The 12,440-nt window shown below is 71.7% G+C and carries 11 protein-coding genes, 1 tRNA gene and 1 pseudogene; 8 read left to right on the forward strand and 5 right to left on the reverse strand.

What is annotated here, in order from left to right; genetic code table 11:
- Positions 1–102 precede the first annotated feature (102 nt).
- Positions 103–2,022 (forward strand): cation-translocating P-type ATPase, encoded by a 1,920-nt coding sequence (locus J1M40_RS07550; RefSeq protein ID WP_036340204.1) that lies wholly within the window; start codon positions 103–105, stop codon positions 2,020–2,022.
- Here J1M40_RS07550 and J1M40_RS07555 read toward each other — a convergent pair.
- Positions 1,938–2,243 carry an antibiotic biosynthesis monooxygenase gene (locus J1M40_RS07555; protein ID WP_010078879.1) on the reverse strand — a complete coding sequence of 102 codons (306 nt, stop codon included), beginning with the start codon at positions 2,241–2,243 and terminating at the stop codon, positions 1,938–1,940. The two genes, J1M40_RS07550 and J1M40_RS07555, sit on opposite strands and share 85 nt — an antisense overlap.
- A 133-nt stretch (positions 2,244–2,376) precedes the next feature.
- On the opposite strand from J1M40_RS07555, the pseudogene J1M40_RS12990 reads away from it, so the two are divergent.
- Positions 2,377–2,556, forward strand: a pseudogene (locus J1M40_RS12990) (MFS transporter); the annotation flags it as partial.
- Between the two features lie 746 nt (positions 2,557–3,302).
- Complete coding sequence (gene tcmP, locus J1M40_RS07565; RefSeq protein ID WP_095346851.1) at positions 3,303–4,511, forward strand: three-Cys-motif partner protein TcmP; 1,209 nt, start codon at positions 3,303–3,305, stop codon at positions 4,509–4,511.
- Here the strand turns inward: tcmP and J1M40_RS07570 are convergent.
- A complete protein-coding gene (locus J1M40_RS07570; RefSeq protein ID WP_010078876.1) occupies positions 4,483–5,238 on the reverse strand; it encodes a DUF5131 family protein in 756 nt (251 codons plus the stop codon). The genes tcmP and J1M40_RS07570 overlap by 29 nt on opposite strands.
- A 137-nt stretch (positions 5,239–5,375) precedes the next feature.
- Between J1M40_RS07570 and J1M40_RS07575 the strand changes: the two genes are divergently transcribed.
- From J1M40_RS07575 to J1M40_RS07585, 3 genes are all read left to right on the forward strand, one after another.
- On the forward strand, positions 5,376–5,783 hold the full coding sequence (locus J1M40_RS07575; RefSeq protein WP_134417058.1) for an ImmA/IrrE family metallo-endopeptidase: 408 nt from the start codon (positions 5,376–5,378) through the stop codon (positions 5,781–5,783).
- 80 nt (positions 5,784–5,863) lie between these two features.
- Positions 5,864–6,439, forward strand: coding sequence for a hypothetical protein (locus tag J1M40_RS07580; RefSeq protein ID WP_095346850.1), 576 nt, complete (start codon positions 5,864–5,866; stop codon positions 6,437–6,439).
- 40 nt (positions 6,440–6,479) lie between these two features.
- Positions 6,480–6,752, forward strand: a complete 273-nt coding sequence (locus J1M40_RS07585; RefSeq protein WP_010078873.1) for a DUF3263 domain-containing protein — start codon at positions 6,480–6,482, stop codon at positions 6,750–6,752.
- A 99-nt stretch (positions 6,753–6,851) separates the two neighbouring features.
- Here the strand turns inward: J1M40_RS07585 and J1M40_RS07590 are convergent, their stop codons facing one another.
- From J1M40_RS07590 to orn, 3 genes are all read right to left on the reverse strand, one after another.
- The gene (locus J1M40_RS07590) at positions 6,852–8,042 is read right to left on the reverse strand and encodes a site-specific integrase (RefSeq protein WP_010078872.1); all 1,191 of its coding nucleotides are present in this window, start codon (positions 8,040–8,042) and stop codon (positions 6,852–6,854) included.
- 119 nt (positions 8,043–8,161) lie between these two features.
- Positions 8,162–8,237: transfer RNA gene (locus J1M40_RS07595), tRNA-His, on the reverse strand.
- 102 nt (positions 8,238–8,339) lie between these two features.
- Positions 8,340–8,966, reverse strand: a complete 627-nt coding sequence (orn, locus tag J1M40_RS07600) for an oligoribonuclease (protein WP_002857127.1) — start codon at positions 8,964–8,966, stop codon at positions 8,340–8,342.
- Between the two features lie 90 nt (positions 8,967–9,056).
- Here orn and mptB (J1M40_RS07605) point away from each other — a divergent pair, with 90 nt between their 5' ends.
- Positions 9,057–10,712, forward strand: a complete 1,656-nt coding sequence (gene mptB, locus J1M40_RS07605) for a polyprenol phosphomannose-dependent alpha 1,6 mannosyltransferase MptB (RefSeq protein ID WP_061867779.1) — start codon at positions 9,057–9,059, stop codon at positions 10,710–10,712.
- A 50-nt stretch (positions 10,713–10,762) separates the two neighbouring features.
- Positions 10,763–12,436 (forward strand): polyprenol phosphomannose-dependent alpha 1,6 mannosyltransferase MptB, encoded by a 1,674-nt coding sequence (gene mptB / locus J1M40_RS07610; RefSeq protein WP_230297487.1) that lies wholly within the window; start codon positions 10,763–10,765, stop codon positions 12,434–12,436.
- Positions 12,437–12,440: the final 4 nt, after the last annotated feature.

A 12,440-nucleotide genomic window follows, 5' to 3' on the forward strand; every position in this document is an offset into this window, starting at 1 on the left:
GACCGCCCCCGACGAACGGAGCCCGCCATGTCCACCCTCGCCGTCACACGTCCGGGCCGCACCCGTGCCCGGTTCACGTTGTCCCGCCGCTGGCGGCGTCCCGTGGTGGCCGGCCTGCTGATCGCCGTCTCACTCGTGCTGGCGCCCGAGCAGCTGGCCCACGGGACCGGACACCTCGTGGCGGCGGGCCTGATGCTCGCCGCCGCCGTCGTGGCCGGCCTGCCGATCGCGCGCGACGCGATCGCCGCCCTGCGGGTGAAGACCGTCGGCATCGACCTGCTCGTCGCCACCGCCGCGATCGGCGCGTCCCTGCTCGGCAATTTCTGGGAGGCCGCCGCCGTGACCTTCCTCTTCGCCCTCGGCCACGGCCTCGAGGACGCGACCCTGTCTCAGACTCGCTCGGCGCTCGCGGACCTCGTGTCCACGGCGCCCGAGACCGCCGTCGTCGTCGACGCAGACGGGACGCAGCGCACCGTGCCCGCCCACGAGGTGGCCCCCGGCGCGACCGTCCTCGTCAAGGCCGGCGCCCGGGTGCCGGTGGACGGCGTGGTGCTCACCGGGGTCGGCGCCGTGGACGAGGCATCCATCACGGGCGAGTCCATCCCGGCGGAGAAGACCGACGGCGACGCCGTGTACGCGGGCACCGTGGCCACGGCAGGCCTGCTGCAGGTGGAGGCGCGGGGCGTGGGCGCCGACACCACGCTGGCGCGCATCATCCACCGCGTCGAGGCGGCGCAGGAGGCCCGCGCTCGGACCCAGCGGTTCATGGACCGCTTCTCCCGCTGGTACACCCCGGCGATCATGGTGCTGGCCTTCGCGACCGGTCTGATCACGCGGGACGTCCCCCTGGCCCTGACCCTGCTGGTCATCGGCTGCCCGGGCGCCCTCGTGATCTCCATCCCGGTCGCGATCGTGGCGGGGATCGGCCGCGGCGCCAAGGACGGCGTGCTCATCAAGGGAGGGGAGTTCCTCGAGCGCTCCGCGAAGGTCGACGCCGTCGCCGTCGACAAGACCGGCACACTCACCTCGGGCACCCCCGAGCTGACAGACGTCGTCGCGTTCGAGCCCGGGGCCGAGGACGAGGTGCTGCGCTGGGCCGCACGGCTCGAGGCGGCCTCGGACCACCCGTTGGCCGCGCCGGTCGTCGCGGCGGGCCGGGACCGCGGCCTGCTGGACGGCCCGCTGGCCACCGATGTGGACGTCGTCCTCGGCCGCGGGCTCACCGGAGAGGTGGACGGCCGTGTCGTCGCCGTGGGCAACGTGGCGCTGCTGCGCGAGCGCGGCGTGGATCCGGCCGCGACCGACCGGGTCGAGACCGTCGCGGCCGAGCTCGCGGAGGCGGGCCGGACCCCGGTGGCGGTCGTCGTCGACGGCATCCCGCTCGGCGTCCTCGCCATCGCAGACACCCTCCGGTCCGAGGCCGCGGGCATGATCCGGGCGCTGCACGGGATCGGCGTCCGCGAGGTCGTGATGCTGACCGGCGACCAGCCCGGCGTCGCGCAGGCCGTGGCCCGGCAGGTGGGCGTCGACGACGTACGGGCGGGCCTGCTGCCTCAGGACAAGCTCGAGGCGATCGAGGCCCTGCAGGCCGAGGGCCGCGTCGTCGCGATGGTCGGTGACGGCGTCAACGACGCCCCGGCCCTGGCGACGGCGGACATCGGCGTGGCCATGGGCGCGGCCGGCTCCGGTGTGGCCATCGAGACCGCGGACATCGCCCTGATGGGCGACCGGCTCGAGCGGCTGCCGCAGGCGCTCGATCTGGCCCGGCGCACGGTGCGGGTGATGCGGCAGAACATCGCGATCTCCCTCGTGACCGTCGTGGCCCTGCTGGCCGGCGTCTTCGCCGGCGGCGTCACGATGGCCGTCGGCATGCTCGTGCACGAGGCGTCCGTGCTGCTGGTCATCGTGAACGCGATGCGCCTGCTGCGGCGCCCGGGTCAGCCCAGGTCCACGACCTCGAACTCGAGCAGGTCGGCGCCCGTGGCGACCGGCGCCGGGCGGCCGCCCTGCTCGGCGGCGTGAGCGGCGGGCATGCGCCCGTCCCGCCAGCGCTGGAAGTCCTCCTCCGACGCCCACGTCGTGACCACGAAGTAGCGGTCCTCGCCCGCGGTGGGCCGGAGCAGCTGGAAGCCCTCGAAGCCCGGCTCCTGGTCCACCGCGTGCTTGCGGGCGGCGAACCGCTTCTCGAGCTCCGGGCCGGCGCCCTCGGGGACGCTGATGGCGTTGATCTTCACGACGGACACGGGGAGGCCTCCTCGTCGGCGGGGGTGCGGCGTCGGGTCGACGCCCTCACCGGCCGACTCTACGCCCGGCTGCGGACCGGGAGTCCGTCGATCGGTTGAGGCCCGGCGGCGTCGTCCCTGCGAAGTTGGAGCCGTGGGACCGGCCGCCGTGGGACCTCGGGCTGTCCCGCTCGCCATCATCGGCGACCTGCACTTGGACCTCACTGACGCGCAGTGGGTGAACAGCCTCTATGCCGTGCTGCTGGCCGCCCTGTTGCTCTCCACCGGCAACCTCGCGGACCGATGGGGTCGCAAGCGGCTCTTCCTCACCGGGTCCGCGCTGATCGCCCCGTATCCGCGCCGCCCTGCGGCACAACACCCCCTTTGTTGCTACCGTTTCGGTGTCCACTTCCACGCAACAGCGGGTGTCCGAGGTCGGTTGCTCCCCTTGGCATCGCACCGCAGATTGGTCGCCATGAACGACATGCACTCGCTGGGCCGACTGATCGCCCCAGCCCAGGAGCGGAACGGCTGGTCCCTCAGCGACCTCGCCGCCCGCGCCGACCGCGCGGGGTACGACATGAGCCACGCCAGCTTCGCGCGGCTCAAGTCCACCCCGGTCACCTCGATCAAGGGCGAGAACATCACGATGCTCGCGCTCGTGCTGAGGGTGCCCGTGGCCCACGTGGTCACCGCAGCGCTGGAGTCCATAGGAGTGGAGCTCGACTCGGCTCTTCACCCGTCGGTCCTCGACGTCGTTCAGGAATCCCCTGACCTATCGACGTATGACCAGGAGCTGCTCGCTGCAGTCCTGCGGGTCATGCTCGACCGACGTAGGACGGACCACCATGACGAGCGCGACCACGCAGACCAGGATCAGGACCGCGAGCGCGGCACGGCCGAGCGCGGGGGAGCGCGCGGCGGTGACGCTGGCGCTGAACAAAAGACCGCGGCGGCCGACGCGCCGGCCGACTTCGATCTGGCAGCACACCCCGACTTCGAGCTGACCCGCGACCGGCAGGCCCGGGAGTGGGGCGACGTCGGCGAGGAGAACCAGGACCCCGGCGACGAGGCCGGCGCATGAGCGCCAACACGAACTTCTTCACGTCGCAGCAGCCCGCCGCGGTCTTCAAGCTCAAGGTGCTGGAGGACTACCTCACACCGTGGGCCATGAAGGTTGCTAGCAAGGCCCCTCGGGAGGTGGCCTATGTCGATGGCTACGCCGGCGCGGGGCAGTACGACGACGCGCACAAGGGGTCGCCGCTCTACGCGGTGGACATCGCACGCAAGCTTGCAGCGCAGAACCGCATCATGCACATCCACCTCGTGGAGCGAGATAGGGCTCATGCGGAGACCCTCCGGCACGCGGTCGCCGCGCAGGGGCAGGGGGCCGGTCCCGTCTATCTGCACCACGGCGCCGTGGAGGAGCAGATCGACGCGATCCTCAACGACATCGGCACCCGCCCAGCTCTGTTCTTTCTCGACCCGTTCGGCACGGCCCTGCCGTACGACGTCGTCGCCTCGAAGCTGCTCCTGCGGCCAGCGCGGTCGACCGAGGTCCTCTTGAACTTCAGTCTCTCCACCGTGTGGCGCATCGGAGGGATCGTCCGGAAGGGAGCCTCCGCCTCAAGTGGCGAGACCGTCACCCTCCTCCGCGGTGACCGTTTTCTTGGTGGGCCGTGGTGGCGGGAGGTCTTCGCTGAGGCTCGGCGGCAGGCTGACGTGAGTGGCGACAGCTCCTCCGCCGCTACAGCCGCCTCCTACGTGGCGCGCGAGTACATGCAGCGCATGACCGGAGAGACCGCCCACAACGTCATCTCCGTCCCAATCCGCCGGACCCCGTCTGAGGGGCCGATCTTCACGCTGATGCTCTTCTACCAGCACTTCGCTGCGCCCATGCTCTTCGCTGACGCCGCGGCTCGGGCTCACAGGAAGTGGCGGCAGGTCAACTCCGAGAACTACTACCAGGGACTGCTCGACGACACCCAGGGGTCGCTCTTCGACCTGCAGGAGACGTTCGACCAGCAGGTGGTCGCAGAGCAGACCGACGTCAGAAACCGGGCCATCGCCGCTATCCAGACGAGGCTCTCGTCTCACCTCGGTCAAGGCCAGGCGGTGCGGATCTGCGACGACGTGCCCCACTGGCTAGGCGAACACCTCGGCACGGCAGGCGCCTCAGAGGTACGGCAGGCCATCAAGAATCTCCAGAAGGCCGGGATCACCCAGGGCTACACCAAAGACATGGTGGATGGGCGCGCGGTCATCCTGCCAGCGCGGCGCGGGAGGTAGGCATCTCGTCCCAGGTGCGCCCCTCCAAGAGCCGCCCGTTGGCCTTAGGCGTCCGCCCACCCCACTGCTTGAAGAAGAACGCCACGTCGGCAGACACGCATTGGTCGCGGATGTCCTCCACCCAGGCCTGGTCCATGGGGCGATGGTTCGCACCAGACTCGCCGCCCGCGATGACCCAGTCGATGCCGGCCAAATCCAGATCCCGCAGGGGTCCGATGAGGGGCTCGCAGGAGAGGAACCGGACCGCTGCCGGCACCTCGCGGAGATGGTCGATGCGGCCCGTCACAGTCTCGTCCTCCACGGAGACGCCCATCCACAAGTTGGCCGGCCAGTCGAGGCGATCGGCTAGACGGGCCATCCGCAGTGAGCGCTTCGTCAGCGCCTGATATGTGTGCTGCGGCGTCTCGCGCATGACGTCGAAGATGTCCCGGATGAACCCCAACGGAACTTTGGCGTGGAAGAGATCGCTCATGGAGTTCACGAACACCACGCGCGGGGCCTTCCACGAGCGGGGCTGGCCCAGGGCCTTCGGATGGAGGGTGACGCCAAACCCGGGGCCGGACGTCACCGGGTTCCCATCGTTCTGGTACTTCTCAGCACCCATCGCCTTGAGCCGCTTGGCTAAGGTCAGCGCGTAGCAGTTGTCGCAGCCGGCCGCCACGCGGTCGCAACCGGTCACGGGGTTCCACGTCACCTCGGTCCACTCAATCGCTGAGGTGTTCGCCATCGCGATCGCTCCTTCCCTGGAAGACCTGCTCCAGTCGAACAGATGTTCGACCCTTTGTCACGCAGGCGCGCTCAGTCCACCACAGTCCAGCTCGTGCTCACCCATACCGTGTCCGTCCCCACAACGACGATGGTCGCATGTTCCACCCCTGGCGGGCGCTGCGCACGCTGACGTACGTCGTCGTGGTCTGGGCCCGCCCACACCCGACGGCGCCAGCCGCGACCGATGGCGCGACGGTGATCTGGCTCGACCCCCGCATGACGCAGGCCGAGCGGCGGTGCGCGCTCACCCACGAGCTCGTGCACCTCGAGCACGGCCACCGCGGCTGCCAGCCGCCGGCCGTCGAGCACGCCGTACGCGCGGCCGCGGCCCGGCAGCTGATTACGCTCGAGCAGCTCGCCGACGCCCTGCCTTGGTCCATGAGCCTGGACGAGCTCGCCGACGAACTGTGGGTGACCCCGCTCGTGCTTACCGACCGACTGGCCGGCCTCACCCGGACCGAGCGGGAGCATCTCGCCGCGTTGGCCACCGAGCACTCTGCCTGAGCGCCTGCTAGGCGGGGGCCATCGGCTAGGTCAGAATCAAGGCAACGCGCCGCGCAGGGCGCACCACCAAGGAGGGCGACATGGCGAAGACGACCAAGTACACGGCGGAAGTGTCAGAGGGGCGAGACGAGCTGCTCGACGGCAAGACGATCGCACGCCTACGCACCATCGCAGTGAAGAACCAGCGCGGCGAGACCGTACGGGAGCTCAAGGCCGCGGACAACGACGAGGACGTGCGCGCGAAGCTGCGCGCCGCGGGCTACACCCTCAAGGACTGGGCCGGCGGCACTACGCCCGCCACCCTGGAGCGTGGGCGCAACCCGCTCGTCGCGGGCTGCCTCTGGCCCCTCGTGGCCGTGATGGCACTGCTCGCGTGGGCAATCTTCTCTGCCTTCAGCAACGCCAGCCCTGACGAGCCGGAGGAGTGGGACGCGAAGATTGCCTGCCAGACCCTCGTCAAGGAGAAGCTGCGCGCCCCCAGCACCGCCAAGTTCTCCCGCGAGACGGCATCCGGGGGGCCGAAGGCATGGACAGTGACCGGAGCGGTCGAAGCGGAGAACGCGTTGGGCGGCACGGTTGGGCACCGGTACTCCTGCTCGGTGACCTTTACCGGCGACGACGAGTACCGCGGAACGGCCACCATCACGGACCGCTGATCCCACGTACTACGTCCACCCCCGGGCGTACCGTCCCGACATGACCACCACCACCCAGGCGCCCGCGTGCGCCGGCCACCTGTCCGTTCGTGACCACATGGCGCTGCAGCTGTGGGGGCGGCGGTGGCGGCACGGGGCCGCGCGTGACCGGGCCGCTGAGCATCTGGTCGGGTTGCAGGGCACGGCGCTGGCGATGCGCGTGGCCACGCTCGCCGAGGACCCGGTGGCGATCGCCGCCTACCCGGTGATCACGCGGCGGGCCCGGGAGGCTCGGCAGACCCGCGAGCGCGCGGTACGGGTGCCAGCTGCTTAACGTGTCCGCCCCCTCGGGGAGCGTGGAGGCCGCGAAGGGAAGCGCAAGAGAGGCCCCGTCCAGCAGCCAGCTGGACGGGGCCTCTCGCTGCGCCAGGGGTCAGGCGCCGGGGGGAGGCTCCCAGCCGATCGCGTCGACCGCGGCACGCTGGGCGTCCAGCAGCAGGTGCGCGTACACGCGGGAGGTGGTCTGCAGCGACTCGTGACCGAGGCGGTGCTGGACGACCTGTGCGGGGACCCCATCCATGAGGGCCCACGAGGCGAACGTGTGCCGCAGGCTGTGCGGGGTCAGGTGCTTGGCGATCCCGGCGGCCGCGAGCGCCGGCTTCCAGTGGCGCTCGACGAAGTTCGTGCGGTGGATGACGCCGCCGCCGGGGGCGGTCAGGAGGAACTCGTCGGCGGCACGGCCGGCGGCCAATGGCTCGAGTGTTTCGACGGCCCAGTCGGGGAGCATGATCGTGCGGCGGCCGCGGGCGGTCTTGGGGACGCCGAGGACGGCGCCCTCCTTGCCCTTCTTCCAGGCGCGGCGCACGTGGATGACGCTGGCTGCGACGTCGAGGTCGCGGACCTGCAGGGCGGTGGCCTCGCCCCAGCGGGCGCCGGTGACGAGCAGGACGATCAGCAGCGGCTGGTACGACTCGGATATGGCTGCGTAGAAGCGCGCCCACTCGGCTCGGCTGAAGATGCCGCGCTCCTCCTCGACGTCGTCGTCGGGCAGGTCGGCGCCGCGCGCGGGGTTGGCTGGCAGGATGCCCTCCTGGACGGCGAGGCCGAGGACCGCGGAGAGCAGGGCGTGCGCGTTGCGGACCGTCTTCGGAGACACCGTGGCCAGCGGCGGCTCGGGCCGCGGGGGAGTGGCGGCCGCGGCGCGGGCGGCGGCCGCGCGCCAGCGGGCCGTGGGCTGCTGCAGCTGCCACCGGATCCACTCGGCCACCGTGCGGCGGTCGATCATGTCCACGGGCAGCTCGCCGAGGCGGGGCAGGAACGTGCGCGCGGCCTCTGCCTCGTACCCGGCCAGGGTGCCCGGGGTGCAGCGGAGCCCGCGGTGCTCGATGTACCGCGGGAAGAACTCGGCGAGCGTGGGCATGCCCGGGGCACTGTCCACCTGGGCCTCGAGGATCCGGCGGGCCACCGTGGGCCCCTGCCGCGGGTCCTCCACGATCGCCTTGACGCGCTGGGCGCCGGCCTCGCGGGCGAGGGCCGGCAGCCACTGGAACCGGCCGGCCTCGTAGAAGCCGACCCGGTACGTGGTCCGGCCGGCCTTGTTCGTGCGCGTCTGGATGGTAGCCAACGCATCTCTCCTGGTGCTCTCCGATGATGTGCGTACCCCGTGGGGACCGAGCACTACCCAACAGCACTACCAAGACGAGATAAGGCCCGGAATCATCCGCATGATTCCGGGCCTTACGGTGGGGTGAGCGACGGGGATTGAACCCGCGACCTTCTGGACCACAACCAGACGCTCTGCCGACTGAGCTACGCCCACCATGCCTGCTCCACACGGACGGATCCGCGCGGCGCAGCGGGGTCCACAGTACACGAGATCCCGCGCAGCGCCGAATCGGGGCGGCGAGGCCGGGGTGCCGGCTCAGGCCTGCGCCCCGGACACCACCTCCGCAATGGCGCGGGCCTCCTCCGTGGTGGGGCCGGGGGCGGGGGCCATGACGGCGGCCCGGTAGTAGCGCAGCTCGGTGATGGAGTCCTTGATGTCCCCGAGAGCGCGGTGGCCCCCGGTCTTGGCGGGGGCCTGGTAGTAGGCGCGCGGGTACCAGCGCCGGGCCAGCTCCTTCACGGTGGACACGTCCACGATCCGGTAGTGCAGATGGTCGACGACGGCGGGCATGTAGCGGGCGAGGAACAGCTTGTCCTGGCCCACCGTGTTGCCGGCCAGCAGGCCCTTGCCGGCCGGCACGCGGGCCGCGATGTACTCGAGGACGCGCGCTGCGGCGTCGTCGAGCTCGAGGCCCTCCGCCAGCTCCGGCAGCAGGCCGGAGGTGGTGTGCATGTCCCGGACGAACGGGTCCATCTGCTCGAGGGCCGCCGCGGAGGGACGGATCACCAGGTCGATGCCCTCGTCCAGGATGTTCAGCTCGGCGTCCGTGATGAGCACCGCCACCTCGACGAGCTCGTCGACCTGGGGGTGCAGGCCGGTCATCTCGCAGTCGATCCAGACCAGGGGGGCGCTCTCCGGCGCGGGGGTGCTCGTCTCGCTCATGCCCCCAGGCTACTCGCGTGTCACGATGGTAGATTCGAGCGAGCCGCGCCCTCGCGCGCCCTCGCAGGACCGCACGGAAGGACCCGTCGCATGAGCGTGTCGACCCCGCGTCCGTCCGGGTCCACGGCCCACCGGCCGGAGTACGTCGGCGTCGGCGGCCTCCGCGCGGACCCCCAGGTCGCCGGCGCGGACTGGTGGCCCATCCTGGTGGGGACCCTCGGCTCCCTCCTCCTGGTGGTGGGCTCGTACTCCGTCGGCTGGCTGGCCTCGGCCTCCCCGATCAACCGCTGGCAGTGGCTGATCCCGTGGCGCACCCAGGAGACCGGCGTGCTCGCCGGCACAGCGCTCCTCACCCTCGGCTGCTGGGTGATGTTCTGGGCCTGGCTGCGCCTGGGCCAGACGATCCGCCCCTTCGGTCGCGGCGCCCTGCGCACGGTCAACCTCGCCACCGTCCTGTGGTGCCTGCCCCAGGTCGTGGCCCTGCCGATCTTCAGCCGGGACATCTTCGCCTACGTGGGACAGGGCCGTCTCATGGAGGCGGGGCAGGACCCCTACGTGGACACGATCTCCTCGCTGTCCAACTGGTTCCAGCTCGGAGCGGACGCCACCTGGGCGGACTCCGAGACCCCGTACGGTCCGATCTTCCTCTGGATCGAGCAGGCCGTCGTCGCGATCTCGGGGGACATGAACCCGGACCTGGCGATCTTCCTGTTCCGCCTGGTGGCGGTGGCCGGCGTCGCGCTGATCATGGTCTTCGTGCCGTTGCTGGCCCGCCGGCTGGGCGTCAACGGTGCGTGGGCGCAGTGGATCAGCGTCGCCAACCCGCTCTTCACCATCAGCTTCGTCGCGTCCGGGCACAACGACGCCCTCATGGTCGGCCTCGCCCTGGCCGGCACGTGGTGCGCGCTGCGCGCCGGGCATCCGCTCCGCCCCCAGCGGCCCGGGCAGTCCGTCGCGTGGGGGGTGGCCGGCGTCGTGCTGGTCACCCTGTCCCTGGGCATCAAGCCCATCACGCTCGTGCTGCTCCCGTTCATCGGCCTGCTGTGGGCCGGCCCGACGGCCCGATGGCCGCGCCGGTTCGCCTTCTGGGCCCTCACCGCCGGGATCTCCTTCGGCCTCATGGCCCTGGTGGGGGTGCTCAACGGCTTCGGCTTCGGCTGGGTGGCCGTCATGGTCGGCACGGGCACGGGCACCGTGCCGTGGGGGCCGATCGGCATGCTGTCCCTCATCACGGTGGGGGCGAGCGAGCTCTTCGGACAGGGGGCGGACGTGCAGGCCGTCGAGGGCGTGTACAAGACCGCCGGACGCGCGCTCTCGGTGCTCATCGTGCTGGCCCTGATGTTCCTCGGCCGCCAGGACCGCGTGATGACGCGCATGACCTGGGCGTTCACCGCGCTGGTGATCCTCTCGCCCATCATCCAGCCCTGGTACCTGCTGTGGCTGCTGCCGTTCTTCGCCGTGCTCGGCATCCGGGACAACTGGCAGATCAAGTGGGTCGTGTTCACGGTCGGCTACTTCCTGGCGTTCGGCGCCGCGGACCAGCTCTTCACCTGGCAGTTCCTGGACATCGCGGACCAGGTCAAGGCCGTGTCCCTGATCGTCTCCGCCGTGTGTCTGCTGTGGATCCTCGTCGTGGACCGCCGCACCAGCCGGTTCGTGAAGGACCACTGGCACGTGCGCCCCGCCGTACGCGCCGGCCTGGCCCGGCTCCGTGGCGCCCCTCGACCCGCGGAGCCGGCGGAGTGAGGCCCGCCGCCTCCGCGACGACCGGCGCCCGAGGGCCCCGTCCGAGCCGCGTGACGGCGCAGCCCGAGCCGGAGGCGGCCGTCCGCCGGGGCACGTGGGCGTCCGTGCTCATCACGGTGGGCTCCTGGGGCGTGGGGTGGCTGCCGATGACGCCCGACTCGGTGTTCTCCGGCACCACCCTGCTCAACCCGCTGCGGGTCTACCTTCCCGGCGTGCTGCTCAGCACCGTGCTGCTGGCCGCCGGCTCGCTGCTCCTCGTCCGATCCTGGCTCGAGCTGGGGCGCGCGCTGCGGGGCCGCTGGGAGGAGCACGGCCGCCTGGTGGCCCGGGCCGCCTGGTGGTGGTCCGCCCCGCTGATGCTCGCGCTGCCGATCTTCTCCCGCGATGTGTTCTCCTACCTCCAGCAGGGCCGGCTCCTCGCGTCGGGTCTCGACCCGTATTCCCAGGGCGTGTCCGCCCTGCCCGGCTGGTTCATGCAGGGAGCGGACTCCATCTGGGCCGAGTCCCCGTCCCCCTACGGGCCGCTGTTCCTGCTGTTCGCCGAGACGACGTGGCGGGCCACGGGCGGCAACATCGAGCTCTCCGTCACGGCGTTCCGGCTCCTGGCGCTCGCGGGCCTGGCGCTGTGCCTGTGGGCGGTGCCGCGGCTGGCCGCCGTCGCGGGCCGATGCGGGGTGTGGGCCACGTGGGTGGCCGTGGCGAACCCACTGTTCCTGCTCTACATGATCGCCGGCGCCCACAACGACGCGCTGATGTCGGGGCTGATGCTCGCGGGCATCCTGCTCATGGTCCGCCCGCCCCGCCGCCGCGTGCATGCGCTGTGGGGGATCGTGCTGATCGCCCTGTCCGTTGCGATCAAGCCCCTGACAGCTTTGGTGCTGCCCTTCGTGGCCCTGCTCCTGCCCACCGGCTGGGCCCGGTTCCGCGCGGCCGATCCGCGCCTGCGCCGGCGGGACCGGCTCGGCCCGTGGTTCACGACGGCGGTGATCTCCCTGGCCGTCCTCACGATCCTCGGCGCCGGCTCCGGCCTCTGGTTCGGCTGGGTCCCGGCCATGCTCACGAGCGGGGACGCGGCGTTCCCGTATGCCCCCGTGGGCCTGCTCGGCCTGCTGCTCGGCGCGGTCGTCGAAGCCGTGACGCCCCTGGGGGCGCGCGACGTGGCCGCGGCCTTCTACACCGCGATGACGGTGTCGGCCCTCGGCTTCACGGCCTGGCTGGCCCTGCGCCGCCGGCCCCTGGACCCGGTGTTCAGCGCGGCGGCCGTGCTCGTGGTGGCCGTCGCCACCGCCCCGATCGTCCAGCCGTGGTACCTGCTCTGGGTCCTGCCGCTGCTGGCGTGCGCCCTCCGCCCGCTGCCGTGGGGCGCCGACCATCCCCGCTGGCTCGGGTGGGTCACCGCGCTCGCGGTCCTGTTGCTCACCGGCGTCGGCGTGGTGGACCAGCTCTCCGTGGCGCAGTGGCTGCCGGTCCTGGCCGTCCGCGTGTTCACCCTGGTCCTGATGCTCGCGGGGATCGGATGGATCATCCACCGCGATCCCGTCACCGCGCCCCTGTTCCCCGGGCGGCGGCGTCCTCCCCTGGAGGTGGTCGAGCCGCGGGCCGCGGCGGCGTCGCCGACGCCTCCGGAGGCGGGCGTGCCGCCGGACGCGCCGCCCGACGGGCCGCCGTCGACCGCCGCGCACCCCGCCTCCTCGTCCACCCGCATCCCCCAGGAGAGACCGTGACCTC

The organism is Micrococcus sp. KRD026 (genome assembly GCF_017168445.1).
In the GTDB taxonomy this organism is placed as follows: domain Bacteria; phylum Actinomycetota; class Actinomycetes; order Actinomycetales; family Micrococcaceae; genus Micrococcus; species Micrococcus luteus.

Excerpts from the sequence above, each read along its gene's own strand:
- tcmP (WP_095346851.1), top strand. The coding sequence starts at position 3,303 with ATGAGCGCCAACACGAACTTCTTCACGTCGCAGCAGCCCGCCGCGGTC.
- J1M40_RS07570 (WP_010078876.1), bottom strand. The coding sequence starts at position 5,238 with ATGGCGAACACCTCAGCGATTGAGTGGACCGAGGTGACGTGGAACCCC.
- J1M40_RS07575 (WP_134417058.1), top strand. The coding sequence starts at position 5,376 with ATGTTCCACCCCTGGCGGGCGCTGCGCACGCTGACGTACGTCGTCGTG.
- J1M40_RS07580 (WP_095346850.1), top strand. The coding sequence starts at position 5,864 with ATGGCGAAGACGACCAAGTACACGGCGGAAGTGTCAGAGGGGCGAGAC.
- J1M40_RS07585 (WP_010078873.1), top strand. The coding sequence starts at position 6,480 with ATGACCACCACCACCCAGGCGCCCGCGTGCGCCGGCCACCTGTCCGTT.
- orn (WP_002857127.1), bottom strand. The coding sequence starts at position 8,966 with ATGAGCGAGACGAGCACCCCCGCGCCGGAGAGCGCCCCCCTGGTCTGG.
- mptB (WP_061867779.1), top strand. The coding sequence starts at position 9,057 with ATGAGCGTGTCGACCCCGCGTCCGTCCGGGTCCACGGCCCACCGGCCG.